This is a genomic window from Niveispirillum sp. FG156 (assembly GCF_057809555.1).
On the sequence record NZ_JBMDKE010000002.1, the window covers coordinates 99,615 to 115,929 of the forward strand.

At 62.9% G+C, this 16,315-nt stretch carries 18 protein-coding genes and 2 tRNA genes; 7 read left to right on the forward strand and 13 right to left on the reverse strand.

The annotated features are described in order from the left end of the window. Positions 1-40 precede the first annotated feature (40 nt). The 3 genes from ACODSP_RS01710 to cydX are packed head-to-tail and all read left to right on the forward strand — an operon-like array spanning position 41 to position 2,904. Complete coding sequence (locus tag ACODSP_RS01710; protein ID WP_488963906.1) at positions 41-1,615, forward strand: cytochrome ubiquinol oxidase subunit I; 1,575 nt, start codon at positions 41-43, stop codon at positions 1,613-1,615. A gap of 5 nt (positions 1,616-1,620) precedes the next feature. Beyond that, a complete protein-coding gene (gene cydB, locus ACODSP_RS01715) occupies positions 1,621-2,775 on the forward strand; it encodes a cytochrome d ubiquinol oxidase subunit II (protein ID WP_488963907.1) in 1,155 nt (384 codons plus the stop codon). Between the two features lie 18 nt (positions 2,776-2,793). Beyond that, positions 2,794-2,904, forward strand: a complete 111-nt coding sequence (gene cydX / locus ACODSP_RS01720; protein WP_082372166.1) for a cytochrome bd-I oxidase subunit CydX — start codon at positions 2,794-2,796, stop codon at positions 2,902-2,904. Positions 2,905-3,139: 235 nt separating this feature from the next. Here the strand turns inward: cydX and ACODSP_RS01725 are convergent. The 10 genes from ACODSP_RS01725 to ACODSP_RS01770 form a co-directional block, all read right to left on the reverse strand. After that, a tRNA-Phe gene (locus tag ACODSP_RS01725) sits at positions 3,140-3,215 on the reverse strand. Positions 3,216-3,332: 117 nt separating this feature from the next. Beyond that, a complete protein-coding gene (locus ACODSP_RS01730; protein WP_488963908.1) occupies positions 3,333-3,533 on the reverse strand; it encodes a DNA gyrase inhibitor YacG in 201 nt (66 codons plus the stop codon). Between the two features lie 11 nt (positions 3,534-3,544). Next, entirely contained in the window at positions 3,545-4,696 is a 1,152-nt protein-coding gene (locus ACODSP_RS01735; protein ID WP_488963909.1) for a ribonuclease E/G, read from the reverse strand. Beyond that, positions 4,696-5,349, reverse strand: coding sequence for a Maf family protein (locus ACODSP_RS01740; RefSeq protein WP_488963910.1), 654 nt, complete (start codon positions 5,347-5,349; stop codon positions 4,696-4,698). The genes ACODSP_RS01735 and ACODSP_RS01740 overlap by 1 nt, the downstream gene beginning before the upstream one ends. A 16-nt stretch (positions 5,350-5,365) precedes the next feature. Continuing rightward, positions 5,366-5,584 carry a translation initiation factor IF-1 gene (gene infA / locus ACODSP_RS01745; RefSeq protein WP_028097283.1) on the reverse strand — a complete coding sequence of 73 codons (219 nt, stop codon included), beginning with the start codon at positions 5,582-5,584 and terminating at the stop codon, positions 5,366-5,368. Between the two features lie 278 nt (positions 5,585-5,862). Next, complete coding sequence (locus ACODSP_RS01750) at positions 5,863-6,303, reverse strand: arsenate reductase ArsC (protein ID WP_488963911.1); 441 nt, start codon at positions 6,301-6,303, stop codon at positions 5,863-5,865. 11 nt (positions 6,304-6,314) lie between these two features. Then, positions 6,315-6,797, reverse strand: coding sequence for a UPF0262 family protein (locus tag ACODSP_RS01755; RefSeq protein WP_488963912.1), 483 nt, complete (start codon positions 6,795-6,797; stop codon positions 6,315-6,317). A 165-nt stretch (positions 6,798-6,962) separates the two neighbouring features. Further along, positions 6,963-8,252: a histidinol dehydrogenase gene (gene hisD, locus ACODSP_RS01760; RefSeq protein ID WP_488963913.1), complete on the reverse strand. Its 1,290-nt coding sequence runs from the start codon at positions 8,250-8,252 to the stop codon at positions 6,963-6,965. Then, positions 8,242-8,913, reverse strand: coding sequence for an ATP phosphoribosyltransferase (gene hisG / locus ACODSP_RS01765; protein WP_488964040.1), 672 nt, complete (start codon positions 8,911-8,913; stop codon positions 8,242-8,244). Before hisG ends, hisD begins: the two co-directional genes overlap by 11 nt. A gap of 102 nt (positions 8,914-9,015) precedes the next feature. Continuing rightward, on the reverse strand, positions 9,016-9,480 hold the full coding sequence (locus tag ACODSP_RS01770; RefSeq protein ID WP_488963914.1) for an Lrp/AsnC family transcriptional regulator: 465 nt from the start codon (positions 9,478-9,480) through the stop codon (positions 9,016-9,018). Between the two features lie 135 nt (positions 9,481-9,615). On the opposite strand from ACODSP_RS01770, the gene ACODSP_RS01775 reads away from it, so the two are divergent. Then, positions 9,616-10,533 carry an SMP-30/gluconolactonase/LRE family protein gene (locus ACODSP_RS01775; RefSeq protein ID WP_488963915.1) on the forward strand — a complete coding sequence of 306 codons (918 nt, stop codon included), beginning with the start codon at positions 9,616-9,618 and terminating at the stop codon, positions 10,531-10,533. Between the two features lie 293 nt (positions 10,534-10,826). Further along, positions 10,827-12,281, forward strand: coding sequence for an Asp-tRNA(Asn)/Glu-tRNA(Gln) amidotransferase subunit GatB (gene gatB / locus ACODSP_RS01780; RefSeq protein WP_488963916.1), 1,455 nt, complete (start codon positions 10,827-10,829; stop codon positions 12,279-12,281). A 54-nt stretch (positions 12,282-12,335) separates the two neighbouring features. Here the strand turns inward: gatB and ACODSP_RS01785 are convergent, their stop codons facing one another. After that, on the reverse strand, positions 12,336-13,313 hold the full coding sequence (locus ACODSP_RS01785) for a bile acid:sodium symporter family protein (RefSeq protein ID WP_488963917.1): 978 nt from the start codon (positions 13,311-13,313) through the stop codon (positions 12,336-12,338). 227 nt (positions 13,314-13,540) lie between these two features. Then, positions 13,541-14,260, reverse strand: coding sequence for a DUF3313 family protein (locus tag ACODSP_RS01790; RefSeq protein WP_488963918.1), 720 nt, complete (start codon positions 14,258-14,260; stop codon positions 13,541-13,543). A 223-nt stretch (positions 14,261-14,483) separates the two neighbouring features. Here ACODSP_RS01790 and ACODSP_RS01795 point away from each other — a divergent pair. Beyond that, positions 14,484-14,575, forward strand: a tRNA-Ser gene (locus ACODSP_RS01795). Between the two features lie 68 nt (positions 14,576-14,643). Here the strand turns inward: ACODSP_RS01795 and ACODSP_RS01800 are convergent. Continuing rightward, positions 14,644-15,582 carry a DUF1186 domain-containing protein gene (locus ACODSP_RS01800; protein ID WP_488963919.1) on the reverse strand — a complete coding sequence of 313 codons (939 nt, stop codon included), beginning with the start codon at positions 15,580-15,582 and terminating at the stop codon, positions 14,644-14,646. A gap of 260 nt (positions 15,583-15,842) precedes the next feature. On the opposite strand from ACODSP_RS01800, the gene ACODSP_RS01805 reads away from it, so the two are divergent. Continuing rightward, complete coding sequence (locus tag ACODSP_RS01805) at positions 15,843-16,310, forward strand: alpha/beta fold hydrolase (protein ID WP_488963920.1); 468 nt, start codon at positions 15,843-15,845, stop codon at positions 16,308-16,310. Positions 16,311-16,315 lie beyond the last annotated feature (5 nt).

The following is a 16,315-nucleotide window of genomic DNA, read 5'->3' on the forward strand; positions in this document are numbered from 1 at the left end:
CGCGTTCAGGAGGCGCCGGTGGCAGCCGGCGACATGACGCATGGAGTTGGATATTGTTGGGCTGTCACGCCTGCAATTCGCACTGACCGCCCTTTACCACTTTCTGTTCGTGCCCCTGACCCTGGGCCTGTCGATCATCATCGCCATCATGGAGACGGTCTATGTCATGACCGACCGGCCCATCTGGCGGCAGATGACTAAGTTCTGGGGCAGCCTATTCGGCATCAACTTTGTCTTGGGTGTGGCCACGGGCCTGACCATGGAATTCCAGTTCGGGATGAACTGGTCCTACTACAGCCACTATGTCGGCGATATTTTCGGCGCACCGCTGGCCATTGAGGGCCTGATGGCCTTCTTCCTGGAAGCCACCTTCGTCGGTCTGTTCTTCTTTGGCTGGGACCGGATGACCAAGGTGCAGCATCTGGCCGCCACCTGGGCCGTGGCCATCGGGTCGAACTTCTCCGCGCTCTGGATTCTGATCGCCAATGGCTGGATGCAGAACCCCGTCGGGGCCGTGTTCAACCCGGCCACCATGCGCATGGAGATCGCAGATTTCTATGCCGTGATCTTCAACCCCGTGGCGCAGGCCAAATTCGTTCACACCGTTTCCGCCGGCTATGTTACGGCGGCGGTGTTCGTGCTGGGCGTCTCGGCCTTCTACTTGTTGAAGGGACGGCATGTGACGCTGGCCAAACGGTCCATGGCGGTCGCCTGTTCCTTTGGTCTCCTATCCTCCCTGTCGGTTGTCGTGCTGGGCGATGAAAGCGGCTATCTGGCGACCGAACATCAAAAGATGAAACTGGCTGCCATCGAGGGCATGTGGGAGACGGAACCGGCCCCCGCCGCTTTCACCGCCATCGGCTTTCCCAATCAGGAAGCACGGGAGACGCATCATGTGTTGCAGATCCCCTGGGCGCTGGGCCTGATTTCCACCCGTTCGCTGAATACCCAGGTGTCGGGCATCAATGATCTGGTCGCCCATGGCAAGGAACGGGTGCAAAGCGGCATCATCGCCTATGACGCCCTGCAAACCATCCGCGCCGCCAGGGGTGCGGAGAATGTCGCCCCCGAGGTGAAGGCGGCGTTCGAGACCCATGGTCGTGATCTGGGCTACGCCTATCTCCTGAAACGCTATGTCGATGATCCGCGTCAGGCGAATGAAGAACAGATCGACAAGGCGGCCTGGGATCTGGTGCCACAGGTGGCGCCCTTGTTCTGGTCCTTCCGCATCATGGTGGGGCTTGGCTTCTTCTTCATTGCGCTGATGGCTGCCTTCTTCTGGCAATCGGCGACGGGAAGGCTGGGGGAACCGCGCTGGCTGCTGAAACTGGCCGTGCTGGCCATCCCGCTGCCCTGGATCGCGGCGGAACTGGGCTGGGTGGTGGCGGAGTTTGGACGCCAGCCCTGGATCATCGAAGGCGTGCTGCCGACGGCCATGGCGGTGTCCAGCCTGTCGGTCACTGATCTGCTGATCACCATTGCCGGCTTCACCCTGTTCTACAGTGTGCTGTTCGTGGTGGAGGTGAGTTTGATGGTCCGCGCCATCCGGAAGGGGCCGGAGCCAGATGATCATCCTGCCCCCGTGCCCCATGCCACGCTGAAAGCGGCGGAGTGACCATCATGATCCTGCATGAACTTCTGGATTATACGACGCTGCGCCTGATCTGGTGGGTGCTGCTGGGCGTACTGCTGATCGGGTTCGCCGCGACCGACGGGTTCGACATGGGCACGGCCATCCTGCTGCCCTTCATCGGCAAGGATGATGTCGAGCGCCGCACCCTCATCAATGCCGTTGGCCCCGTGTGGGAGGGCAATCAGGTCTGGTTCATCCTGGGCGGTGGCGCCATCTTTGCCGCCTGGCCGCCGCTTTATGCCGTGTCCTTCTCCGGCTTCTATCTGGCCATGTTCGTGGTGCTGGCGGCCCTGATCCTGCGGCCCGTCGCGTTCAAATACCGGTCGAAGCGGGATGATGTCCGCTGGCGTGCGACCTGGGACTGGGCGCTGTTCGTCGGCGGGTTCGTGCCTGTGCTGATATTCGGCGTGGCGGTGGGCAATGTGCTGCAGGGCGTGCCGTTCCGCCTGGATGGTGATCTGCGCGCCTTCTACGAAGGCTCTTTCTTCGGCTTGCTGAACCCGTTCGCGCTGCTCTGCGGTCTGCTGTCGGTGGCGATGCTGGTCACGCACGGGGCGGCCTGGGTGACGCTGAAGACGGCTGGCGCCGTGGCGGAACGGGCGCGAGGCGTGGGGCTGGTCACAGCCCTGCTGACGCCTGCCCTGTTCGCCCTGGCGGGCCTGACGCTGTATCTCTGGGTCGATGGCTACCACATTACCAGTGCGGTGGTGACGGACGGCCCGTCCAACCCGCTGTTGAAGCAGGTGGCGGCGGCACCCGCCCTGTGGTTCAGCAATTACGCGACCCACCCGTTCCTGTTGATCGCACCGGTGCTGGGGCTGGTGGGGCCGCTGCTGGTCTGGGCGGGGCTGAAGGTACGGGCGGAAGGGGCGACCCTGATCATTTCTGGTCTGTCGCTTTTGGGGATCATCGCCACCGTCGGTGTCTCGATGTTCCCCTTCATCCTGCCCAGTTCCATTGATCCGGTCAGCAGCCTGACGGTCTGGGACAGTTCATCCTCGCACCAGACCTTGTTCATCATGCTGGTCGTGACCTGCATCTTCCTGCCGCTCGTCCTGACCTACACGGCCTGGGCCTATCGCATCCTGTGGGGCAAGGTCGATGCAGGAGCCATCCGTGCCGGCCAGGGCCACCATTACTGAAGAAAAGGAGCGCGCATCATGTGGTATTTCGCCTGGATGCTGGGCCTGCCCCTGGCCGCCGCCTTCGCCGTCTTGAACGCCATGTGGTTCGAGATGCGTGAAGACGCCAAGGAGCAGGGGCGACGCTGATATCGGTGTGCCGGTGTGGGACAGCGTCGAACGCTGCTCCACACCGGCATGCGTCGCTGGTGCCAGACACGATTCGTGACGGCATTTGCGATGACGGTATCGTGTTCAAAAAGAGTAGATGGAGTCTCAGACCCAGAAACAACAAATGGCGACCAAAAGGCCGCCACGTTATTTGTGCCGATCAACATTTGATCAGTAACAAACTGCAATCCAGTAATTTTCTGGGAGTTCGAAGTGGTGCCCAGGGACGGAATCGAACCGCCGACACGGGGATTTTCAATCCCCTGCTCTACCGACTGAGCTACCTGGGCACACCGTACTTCGTAACCACCGAGGCGTTTGTTTGTCACCGCCGCCCGGTGTGGTGCGCCTTATAGACAAGGCATCCGGGGCTGTAAAGCATTGAATTGCGCATCTACGAAATTTTTTCAGCGGCCTTCATCTTCGCCCGGCGCCTCGTCCACGGGCACGCGGTAGACCTCGCCCAGCCAGCGGTTCAGGTCTACGTCCGCGCAGCGCTTGCAACAGAAGGGGCGGAAATCCAACACCGGGGCGCGACCGCAGATAGGGCATCCGGCGGCCTTCTTGGGCTTGCGCATGGCGGACAGGTCGATGGGATCATCACTCATGGGTGGCTTCCTTACAGCAGCAGATCGGCCAGCGGCGGGCCACGGCGGGCGCGGGTGACCTCCACCAGGCCCAGACGCGACATGCCATAGACATGGGTGGCAACAGGGTCATCCGCCACCGCCGAAGACAGGCGCTGGATCACCGCCTCCCGGTCACCGGCGCGCGCCATGTTCACAAAATCCACCACCACGATGCCGCCGAAATTGCGCAGGCGCATCTGCCGCGCGATCTCCAGGCAGGCATCCAGGTTGGTGGCCAGCGGGTTGCCGCGTTCGCCGCCATTGACGTCGATGACGGTCAGCGCCTCCGTCCGGTCGATAACCAGCGACCCGCCCTGTCCCAGATCGACGCGGCGGTCGGTCAGGGCGGCAATGGCGCTGTCGGCGTCGCCCTGATCGAACAGGGGGCGGGGTGCCTTGTGGGGGACGATCAAGGGCAGCAGGTCGGGTGCCAGGGCCATGGCGGAGGCTTTCACCGCCGCCAGCATCTCCGCCCCCTCCACGACGATCTCCACCAGCCCGTCGCGTGGCAACTCCACCAGGGCGCGCCTAATCGCGTCGGGTGGGGGCAGCAGGGTGGCGGGATGGGTGCCGCCGCCGGCGCGTTGGACCGTGTAGGCATCGGCCAGCAGCGCCTCTGCCTCACCCAGCACCAGGGCCGGGTCGGTCGGCAAAGCCTCCGCCCGCACGATCCAACCGCCTTGGTTTGGCAGGGTGGATGACAGGCGCTGACGCAGGGCCTGAACCTCGGGCCCCTTGCCCAGGCGTTTGGAGATGTGGATGCCGTCGCCCAGCGGGGTATGGACCAGGAAGCGACCGGGGAAGGACAGGTCCATGGTCAGGACCGCCCCCTTGCCGTCATGGGCGTCGGCTTTCACCTGTGCGGCCACCATCTGGCCGGTGCGCAGCAACTGTCCGATGCGGGCATCGCGGCGACCGGGGCGCACATCGGCGGCTGAAAGGAAACCGGGGGTGCTATCACCGAATTCCACGAAGGCGGCGTCCAGCCCGGCCACGACGCGTGTGACGCGGCCCAGGATGATAGCGCCCAGCCAGGCCGCGCGCTCCACATGGTCAAGGGCGAGGTCGGTCAGGATGCCGTCGGACAGCATGGCGCAGCGCCGCAAGGGCCCGCGCTGGTCGATCAGCAGCCGGCGGCGCATCAGCCCCGTGATGTGGCTTGGGCGGCGGCCAGCGCCAGCGCGTCGATCCCGGCGGCCCTCAGGACACCCGCCACCTCCGTCAGCGGCAGGCCGACGACATTGCTGTAGCTGCCGGAAAGTTGCCGCACGAACAGGCTGGCCAGCCCCTGGATGGCATAACCGCCGGCCTTGCCCTTCCAGTCGCCGGTTGCCAGATACTGGTCGATCTCGTCACGCGACAGGGTGCGGAAGATCACCTGGCTTTCGACCACGCGGCTCCACAGCTTGCCATCCGTGCCGACCAGGGCGACACCGGTATAGACGCGGTGGCGGCGACCCTGCAACAGGTTGAGGCAGCGGCGTGCGGTGTCCGCATCATCCGCCTTGGGCAGGATGCGCCGGCCCAGGCCCACCACCGTATCGGCGGCCAGGACGATGGCGCCGGCATGACGTGCAGCCACGATCCCCGCCTTTTCCCGCGACAAACGCTGGGCATGGGGGGAGGGGAGTTCGTCGGGAAACGGAGATTCGTCAATATCCGCCGGATCAATGGCATCCGGCACCAGCCCGATCTGGGCCAGCAGTTCCCGCCGCCGGGGAGACCCGGAGGCAAGGATCAGGCGCGGACGGTCACTGCCGGGTTGGTCGGGCGTCGCCGCCGCGCGCGCGTTCATCGTCAAATCCTGCCGCTCACTTGAAGCGGAAGGTGATCCGACCCTTGGTCAGGTCGTAGGGGGTCATTTCGACGTTGACGCGGTCACCTGCCAGCACGCGGATGCGGTTCTTGCGCATCTTGCCAGACGTGTGGGCCAGCACTTCATGTTCGTTATCGAGCTTCACGCGGAACATCGCGTTGGGCAGCAGTTCAGTCACCGTGCCAGAAAACTCGATCAGATCTTCCTTGGCCATGTTTTCCTGATTTCGGGATGGTAAAACGCGCACATAGGTGAGCGTCACAGCCGCGTGGGTCAAGTGTTTTCAGCGCAAAGCATGGGCGTTTCACACGCTGGGCAGGGGGTGCCCTCACCCTCCCACATATGCTGACGCATGCGGGCCCCTCCCTCTCCCACGGTCGTGGGCGAGGGACAAAATGAGAAGTTCCATAATTTTCGCCCCTCGCCCGCTTGGCGGGAGAGGGAGGGGCCTAAGCCTGCCAAGGCTTGGGAGGGTGAGGGAACTAGGCCCCTTTACTCCACCCCGAACCGCAGTTTCATGCGCTTCAGCAGCGTATCGCGCACCTGACGATAGGCATCGAGTCGCGCCTCGCGGCTGCCTTCCACCAGGGTGGGATCGAAAGTGTTCCAGAATTCCACGTCGCAGGCCGTGGTGCGGGTCATTTCCACGGCCCGGTGCTGCGCCTCCGGCGACAGGGAGATGACCAGGTCGAAACTGTCATCCTCCAACTGGTCGAAGGTCTTGCAGCGATGGCGCGACATATCGATACCCAGTTCGCCCATGACGGTCGTCACGAACGGGTCGGGTTCCCCCTCACGCACCCCGGCACTGTCGACATAGATCTGACGTCCCATCAGATGCTTCAACAGCCCTTCGGCCATGGGCGAACGGATGGCGTTATAGGTGCAGGCGAACAGGACGGAGGAGATTCGGGTCGGGCTGATTTCGGCCATCGACGCGGCACTCAGTTCCGGATATGCAGCACGCAGATGAGCGTGAACAGACGCCGGGCCGTGTTCAGGTCCATTTCGGCCTTGCCGGCCAGCCGCTCCCGCAGCAGTTCCGATCCTTCATTGTGCAGGCCGCGCCGACCCATATCGATGGCTTCGATCTGGGACGGGGATGCCGTCTTGATGGCTTTGTAATAGCTGTCGCAGATCATGAAATAGTCGCGCACGATGGTGCGAAACGGCGTCAGCGGCAGGGTCAGCCGGTTCAGCGGGCTGTCATCTTCCTTGCGGACATCAAAGATCAGCCGGTTATCCTCGGCAGACAGGAAAAGGCGGAACGGCCCTTCGTCCGGTGTCTCCACCAGCGCGAAGCGGTTTTCATCCATCAGGTCGAACAGGGCGACGGCGCGCTCATGCTCCACCTCCATGTTGCGGCGGATGATATTCTTCTCCACCAGTTCCACATGGACGATGCGGTGGTGCGGCGCGTTCATCATCCCTCCCCGGTGGTTTTTATCCTGCACCCTGCGATCATGATGGTGCGTTTGGCAAGATGGTTATTACAGACCTGATCGTAGCGGGGATTAGCGAAGCGTAGTCCACGGGGCAGCCCGACCGGGTTTCCGCGGATTACGGCTGCCGCCTAATCCGCGCTACGTCCGCTAGACCAACCGGATCGCCACCGACAGGGCGTGCGCACCCAGCCCTTCAGAATTGGCCAGCGACACCGCCGCCGGACCGATCTTTGCCAGACTTTCCGGGGTGCAGCCGACCATGGTGGTGCGCTTCATGAAATCCAGCACGTTCAGACCGCTGGAGAAACGGGCCGATCGAGCCGTGGGCAGTACATGGTTGGGACCAGCGACATAATCACCGATGGCTTCCGGTGTATGGCGGCCCAGGAAGATGGCGCCGGCATTGCGGATTTTCGCGGCCATTGCATCGGGGTCGGCCACCGCCAGTTCCAAATGTTCAGGCGCCAGACGGTCCACCAGCGGCACCGCATCCTCCAGTCTGTCCACCAGGATGATGGCCCCATGGTCGCGCCAGGAGGTGCCGGCAATTTCCGCACGGGGCAGGGTGGCCAGATGCGCATCCACCGCCGCCGACACAGCGTCGGCAAAGGCGGCGTCATCGGTGATCAGGATGCTTTGCGCGCTAGTATCATGTTCAGCCTGCGACAGCAGATCAGCGGCGATCCAGGCCGGGTCATTCTGCCCGTCGGCGACCACCAGGATTTCCGACGGGCCGGCGATCATGTCGATGCCGACGGTGCCGAAAACCTGCCGCTTGGCGGCGGCGACAAAGGCATTGCCGGGGCCAGTGATCTTGTCCACCGGTTTGATGGTGGCGGTACCGAAGGCCAACGCGCCCACCGCCTGCGCCCCGCCGATGCGGTAGATCTCCGTTACGCCGGCCAACTGCGCGGCGGCCAGGACCAGCGGATTGATCACGCCATCGGGCGTGGGCACCACCATGGCGATGCGCGGCACACCTGCCACCTTGGCCGGGATGGCATTCATCAGGACCGAGGAAGGGTAGGAGGCGGTTCCGCCCGGCACATAGAGGCCGACGGCGCCCACCGGCGTCCAGCGCGCGCCCAGGCGCACCCCCGCGGGATCGGTGAAGAAGGAGGATTCGATGGGCTGCGTGCGGTGGAACGCTTCAATCCGCGCGGCGGCCAGCTTCAGCGCGTCCAGCGTTTCGGCGTCGCACTTGGATACCGCCGCCGCGATCTCATCGGCGGTGAAGGCCATGGCCTCGGCGGTGATGTCCAGCCGGTCCCAGCGCTTGGTATAGTCCAGGACAGCCGCGTCGCCCCGCGCCTTCACATCGTTCAGGATGGCGGTGACGGCATTGTTCAGGTCTTCCTGAACTTCGCGCTTGGCGCCCAGCAGGTCCTGAAAACGGCTTTCGAAATCGGCGTCGCGGGTGGAGAATTTAACCGGCATTGCCGATGGCCTCCTGAAAACGGTCGATCCAGCCCTGGATTTCCTCATGGCGCGTCTTGAAGGCGGCGCGGTTCACGACGAGGCGGGAAGAGATGTCGGCAATATGCTCAATCTCCGCCAACCCATTGGCCTTCAAGGTGGTACCGGTGGACACAAGGTCAACGATGCGCGAGCACAGTCCCAGATTGGGGGCCAGCTCCATGGCACCGTTCAGCTTGATGCATTCGGCCTGTACACCGCGCGCCGCGAAATGCCGGCGGGTGATGTCAGGATATTTGGTGGCTACCCGCACATGGGACCAGCGCGACGGATCGTCACTGCTGGACAGGTCCACCGGCTCGGCCACGGCAATGCGGCACTTGCCGATACCCAGGTCCAGCGGCGTGTAGATCTCCGGATAGTCGAATTCCATCAGCACGTCGCTGCCGCAGACGCCCAGATGGGCGGCACCGAAGGCCACGAAGGTGGCGACATCGAAACTGCGCACCCGGATGATCTTCACATGCGGAAGATTCGTGTCGAACTTCAGGGCGCGGGATTTCGGATTGTCGAAATCGGCTTCCGGCACGATGCCGACATGATGCAGCAACGGCCTCACCTCATCCAGAATCCGACCCTTGGGAAGGGCCAGTACCAGCAGGTCATTGGCGGCGGGCGACATCATGTCCTGGACGCTCCAGGTGGGTTGCATAGGGCTGCTTACATGGCACGCCCGTGCCGACCCGTCCACCCGCCGCAGCGAAGGGCGGGGTTGCGTGAAACTTCAATCAAGCGGCAAGGACAGGCCGGACTTGACCGGCGACAGGGCGAAAATGGTGGAAAATTTCAAGATCAGGGCATTGTCCATCAGGATACGGCGCGTGAACGCGTCGTAATCCGCCAAGTCGCGGGCGGTCACCACCGCCACGAAATCCGCGTCGCCGGCCGTGTACCAGCATTGCTGAACCTCCGGTGCGGCCCGCAGCTGCCGCCCCATATCATCCACCACCGCCGACCCGCCGCGTGCCAGCGTGATGGAAACGATGGCCGTCAGGGGGCGGCCTACCTTGGCGGGGGACAGGACCAGGGGTTCCGATTGGATCACGCCATCGGCCCGCAGACGTTTCAACCGCCGCTGTACCGCCGTGGGGGACAGGCCCACCCGTTCCGCCACGGCGTCGGATTTCAGGCGCGCATCATCCTGCATCAGGGCCAGGATGGCGCGGTCGAAGGGGGCAAGCTCGCTCATGGATGCAGGATAACGGCGCTGCCACCGGGGGCCAAGGCCGCAACGCGGCGGCAAGCGGCAGCAAAAAGCGGCAAGGCGGCGTTACTTATCATATAATATCCCAGCCATCGTAGCTTCTGGCCCTTCGGAGACAGCATGTCCGACGCCGATTTCATCATCCATGACCCGGTCCGCGCCCGCGCCGTCATCCGCCGTTCCGCCAAGGTCGAGAAACTTTACGGCGATTGCCGCTGGGCCGAGGGACCGGTCTATTTTCCGGCGCATCGCAGCCTGATCTGGTCCGACATTCCCAATGAACGCATGCTGCGCTTTGACGAGGCGATGGGAGCGGTGGCGGAGTTCCGGCGTCCGTCGGGCTTTTCCAACGGCAATACCGTTGACCGGCAGGGGCGTCTGGTTACCTGCGAACATGGCGGACGCCGCGTCACCCGCACCGAACATGATGGCAGCATCACTGTGCTGGCCGAAAGCTGGCAGGGCAAGCGCCTGAACAGCCCCAATGATGTCGTGGTGAAATCCGACGGCTCCATCTGGTTCACCGACCCGACCTATGGAATCGACAGCGATTATGAAGGGTACAAGGCCGAAAGCGAGATCGGGGCCAGCCATGTCTATCGCATCGATGCCGTCACCGGGACCGTCAATGTGGTGGCCGATGATTTCGTGAAACCCAATGGCCTCTGCTTCTCCCCCGACGAAAAGACGCTTTACGTCGTGGATACGGGCCGTACGCATCGACCTGATGGGCCGTGTCATGTGCGGGCCTTCCGCGTGGGTGATGATGGCCGCCTGTCGGGTGGGGAGGTATTCGCCACGTCCGAACAGGCGGGGTTCGACGGTCTGCGCTGTGACGAGCTGGGCCATCTCTGGATGGCGGAGGATGACGGCGTGCATTGCTACCACCCAGACGGCAGCCTGATCGCCCGTGTGCTGGTGCCGGAATGGGTGGCGAATGTGGAATTCGGCGGCGCGCGCGGCAACCGTCTCTATATATGTGCGACCGGCGGTCTTTATGCTGTGACGCTGGCGGTGCGGGGGGCAAAGAGGTTCTGACCCAAGGGTCATTTATGACCCTTGGAGGCCGGCGACCGCCGGCCCGCGCCCTCGTGGGCGCGTAAGCCAAGCTGCCGGAGGCAGCGCCCGGCGCTTGAGGGAGCCCATGACCCAAGCGTCATTTATGACCCTTGGAGGCCGGCGACCGCCGGCCTGGCGCTTGAGGGAACCTGCAAAAACCGGATGTAATGGTGTTGCTTCAACCCTCTATGGCGTCCAACCCCCTTGCCCTTTGCCCCGAATCCGGCCATGAAACAGGCCTAGTCTTTCCGTTATCACAGAGTGCAGAGACGATGGCTTACCGGATTCAGGGCGAAACGGGTGAATGGGAAGTGGTGATCGGGCTGGAAGTCCATGCCCAGGTCATTTCCAATGCCAAGCTGTTCAGCGGGGCCGCCACGGCCTTCGGTGCGGCCCCCAACAGCCAAGTCAGCTTCGTCGATGCCGGCTTCCCCGGCATGCTGCCCGTGATCAACGAATTCTGCGTGCAGCAGGCCATCAAGACCGGCCTGGGGTTGAAGGCGCAGATCAACCTGCGCAGCGTTTTCGACCGCAAGAACTATTTCTACGCCGACCTGCCGTCGGGCTATCAGATCAGCCAGTTCAAGCAGCCCATCGTGGGCGAGGGTACGATCATCCTCGATCTGGCCGATGGTGTGACGCGGGAGATCGGGATCGAACGGCTGCATCTGGAAATGGATGCCGGCAAGTCGATGCACGACCAGCATCCGTCCAAGACCTATGTCGACCTGAACCGGGCCGGCGTGGCGCTGATGGAGATTGTGTCGAAGCCCGACATGCGCAGCCCGGAAGAGGCGGTCGCCTATGTGCGCAAGCTGCGCACCATCGTCCGCTATCTCGAAACCTGCGACGGCAACATGGATGAAGGCTCCATGCGCTGCGACATCAACGTGTCGGTGCGCAAGCCGGGTGGCCCGCTGGGTACGCGGACGGAGACGAAGAACGTCAATTCCATGCGCTTCATGCATGCGGTGATCGAGTATGAGGCCCAGCGCCAGATCGAACTGATCGAGGAAGGTGGCACGGTCGTGCAGGAGACCCGCCTGTGGGACACGGCCAAGGGTGTCACCCGCTCCATGCGCAGCAAGGAAGAGGCGCATGATTACCGCTACTTCCCCGATCCCGACCTGCTGCCGCTGGTGGTCGAACAGGAACTGGTCGATCAGATCAAGGCCAGCCTGCCGGAACTGCCCGACGACAAGAAGACCCGCTTCATGGAGCAGTACAAGCTGCCCTCCTATGATGCCGGCGTCCTGGTCGCGGAAAAGGCCCGTGGCGATTTTTATGAGGAAGTGGCCAAGGGCCGCGACCCCAAGGTTGCCGCCAACTTTGTCATCGGCGACTTGCTGGGGGCGTTGAACAAGACCGGTAAGGATATCACCGAATCGCCGATCTCCGCCGCCGACCTGGGCGGTCTGATCGACCTGATCGCCGACAACACCATCTCCGGTCGTCTGGCCAAGGATGTGTTTGCGCTGATGCTGGAGACGGGCAAGTCGGCCGCCGTGATCGTGGATGAAAAGGGCCTGCGTCAGGTCACCGATACCGGCGCCATCGACGCCGTCATCGCCCAGGTGATGGAGGCCAACCCCGACAAGGTGGCCGAATACCGGTCCGGCAAGGACAAGCTGTTCGGCTTCTTCGTGGGGCAGGTGATGAAGGCCAGCCAGGGCAAGGCCAACCCGGCCATGGTCAACGACATCCTGGCGGTCAAGCTGAAGGGCTGAGGCGAAGCCATATCCGCCCGTGAAAGGGCCGCCGGTGTGATCCGGCGGCCCTTTTCATGCCTTTTCCGCGCCCTCCTGCCGCCACCGGGCCGCCAGCCAAGTGCACAGGATCAGCTGGATCTGGTGGAACAGCATCAGCGGCAGGATGATCAGACCGATCTGGGAAACCGGAAACAGCACGCTGGCCATGGGCACGCCCGACACCAGGCTTTTCTTTGATCCGCAGAATAGCAGCACGATCCGGTCGGCCCGCTTGAAGCCCAGCCAGCGACCGGCCAGGGCCGTGATGCCCATGACCAGGGCCAGCAGAACGATGCTGGCCGCTGCGATGGCGATCAGGTCGGACGCCGCCACCTTGTGCCACAGCCCCTCCACCACCGCCGCGCTGAAGGCGGAATAGACCACCAGCAGGATCGACCCGCGGTCGGTGTAGGAAATGCTGTTGCGGTATTTCTGCACGAACCGCCCGATCAGGGGCCGGGCCAGATGGCCGGCGACAAAGGGCACCAGCAATTGCAGAATGATCGCTTCCAGTGCGGCCAGCGAGATGCCCGCCTGTCCCCCCGCATTCATGAGCAGTCCGACAAGCAGCGGCGTGATGAAAATTCCCAGCAGGTTGGAGGCCGAGGCCGAACAGATGGCCGCCGGCACATTGCCGCCCGCGATGGAGACAAAGGCGATGGAGCTTTGCACCGTGGAGGGCAGTAGGCAGAGATAGAGAATGCCGGTCGCGATGACAGGCGGCAGGATGGAGGCGGGCAGCAGCCCCGCCGCCAGACCCAGCAGCGGGAACAGTATAAAGGTGCTGGCCAGAACCGACAGATGCAGCCGCCAATGGCCCATACCGGCCAGGATGGCGTCGCGCGACAGCTTGGCCCCGTGGAAGAAGAAAAGCAGGGCGATGGCAATATCGGCGACGATATCCACGATGCCCGCGACCTGCCCCTGCGCCGGTAACAGCGCCGCCAGCCCGACAGTGGCCAGCAGCGCCAGCAGAAAGGGATCGATTACAGCCGCGAGGAAACGCTTCATCTCAGATCATCCCAGGGCGGATAGACAACACCACGAGGACGACAGTATGCATGCTGCGGATATAAACCCGGTTCCCCCGTTTCCGCCGGGGTGATGTGTGTGCAGCGCAAAAGAAAATGCGCCGTAGGTCAGGTCGAGGGCATAGCCCGAGCCCTGACAGAGAAGGCCTTCAATCCTTTCCCGTCAGGGCTCACCAAAGGCTCGACCTGACCTACGGGTATAACCCCTTAGCTGGCGGCGTCGCCCGTCACTAGCTTGGCGATCTGCTTGGCCCAGCGGCGGGTGAACCGATCCGCGTCGCCATAGATCGTGTAGCTGTTGATATTGTCTGGGAAGGGCAGGCCCATGTCGGCATCGGCAATGACCGCCACCACCTGACCCGTTTGGCTGTCCGTCAGGGTCGCCTGAAAGGCGGCGCGGCCAACGGAATAGACGCGGTCGACAGTGCCGCCGCCGCGTGCCTTCTCGGCATGGAAGGACCGGTTGGGGACATAGTCGGTGAAGGTGATGGCCAGCTTCAGGACACCGGGCCCCGGCTCCTTCACCATGGCCGGCCCGAAAGCCTCTTCCAACTGCTTGGTCATGTATTCAAACGCATGGTCGCGTTCGCGCACCGACAGCAGCACCTCGTCAAAGCGGCGCTCGATGGCGGTGTCCATGGGGGCCAGCATCACCTTGCCATAGGAGGCGAGGTTGACGCCGGGCTTCACAAAGACCTTGTCCAGGTTGGCATGGTCCTGTTCGGTCAGCCCCTCGGTCACCAGCTTGGGCGCCTTCTTGGACGGGATACCGTCCCAGGCGCTTTCGGCGGCACCGGCGGTGCCGGCGGCCAGAACCATCAGGGACAGACCCAGGATGCCGGCCAGAAGGCCAGCCTTGAAACTGGCGCCGTGGCCGCGAATCACATTGCTGTCGGTCATGGCGATGGGCTTTTCATGTCCGAACATGGTGTCGAACTCCATTCATAGGGCGCGGGTAGGAACCCGTGCGGTACCGCATTCTTGCGGCGGATAACCGGGCCGCCCCCGTCCCGATATGTCCCGCGCATCACTGCCAGGATCACTTTTTAAGAATGGGGTGTTGCAGCGCCGTTGACAAGCCCGCTTCATGCCACTAAACACCCCTCTCACCGAAGCAGCCCCGGTTTTACCGGCTGGTTGCAGACGGTGCGGAGGGGTGGCCGAGCGGCTGAAGGCAACGGTTTGCTAAACCGTCGTACCGGGAAACTGGTACCGTGGGTTCGAATCCCATCCCCTCCGCCATCCTCCCGTGAAATGCGCAAAATTGTAGCGAAGCTTGACCGTCGCGGTGATGTCGCGGGTTGGTCGGTTTAAGTCAAACAGCATTTCTTAAATTTCTTACCACTTCCGCAGGGGCATGGGTCATTACGCCCAACAGACCGGAATGGGTTGGAAGCCGGGATTGGCGAGTCGAACAAGTTATAGCTGTTCTGCGCGCGCGTGGCCCTTTCCTGATCGTCGCGTCGACGCTGTTCAGAGAAGCTGTACCAGCCATCAAACTCCGCAGCGATATCGGTGATGACGCGGATGTTGTTGTCATGGAAGATGGTGCGGGGATCGTCCTGTCCCGATGCCATCTCAAACGTGCGTTCATAATAGCTGAAATCGCTCACATGCAGGTCGATGCGTTTATCGTCGATTGCCGACTTGATCATGGGTTTGCATTGTTCCAGACCCAGCAGTGCGACGACATTGGCCCATTCACTCCATGCGAATGAACCGGGCACCCATGTCGATTTCGCTGAAAGCCCAGTGAGATAGGATTCGGCCTCGGGCCGGTCGATATCGCCCGCTGCCGCCAGGTATGCGAACGCCTGGAGCGCCGCTGCGGCGATGAATTCATCGACGCCATCATCCTCGATCACGCCCTTCAACAGGTCCAGATTACCGTCGAATGTGCTGATTAGGATGTTCTGGAATGACTCGGTAACCGAATCTCCCAATGCCTCTTCCATTGCGGCCTCATCCCGTGCCAGCCGGCACAAAGCGACAAAAGCCTGCTTTTCGCGCGCCGCCGCCGCCAGGAAGATGCAGTACAGCGTGGCACCAGTTGCCTTGTCCGACCGGTCGCTGCCGTCCGCGTAGCGTTCAATGATGGCAAGCAGGTGCGGTCCGGCCTGCTGCCAGTTGGCCAGGCACCAAACCAACGGGATAATCGGCAGTGTGTCCGTCGTATCGGCAAATATCGTAACGGCGTCGTCGACGCTCATGGCGTCCGGGCGCAGATGAGGGATGTCGATATCGCTCACAATGTCCTCGCGTCGTGTGTCATCCGCCGTCGGCGTGAGATGGTAAGCCTGGGGCGGTGCTGGCGTTTCGCAACAAAGCATGGCTGTTCAGCATCGAGGGGATCATCTATAAAGATTTTCGGTCGGCAATTCACCCAGGCGTCGCCGGTCCGATGTGGGACACGCTAAACCTGCAATCGTGAATAGTCCCTCACGATTATTCCCCCTTTTTCTCCATCGACCGACCGCTTTTCTTGAAAAGCCGTGCCAGGTCGCAGCCTGTGCCGATCCCGCCAAGCTTCGGCCTGATGGGGTTGCTGGCCCGTTGGTCGGGCTTTGTCGGCTGGATGAAGGGCAGGGCCGTGCGCAACCCGGACCGTATCTCTACCCGCTCCATCCCCGATCCGGAACAGCAGCGGGTCTTGCGGGCCGATCCGGTGGCCATGCCGCTTTATCGACAGCTGCGGGTCGGCCTGTTCGACCGGTTGGCGGAACGGCTGCCGGGGACGCAGAATAATATCCGGGTGACCCGCAGCCAATCTTTCGCGCTGGCGGAGATCGGCGTGCCCACCCTGGTGGTGCATGGCACGCGCGACCCGCTGCTGCCCCATGACCGGCACGGGGCGGAACTGGCCCACCGCATTCGGGGAGCGGAATTGCTGACGGTGGAGGAGGGCGGGCATGCCGCCATCTTCACCCACCGGGCACTGATCGCCCCGCGTGTTGTCGCTTTCCTGGCTGCGTTATAGCGTTT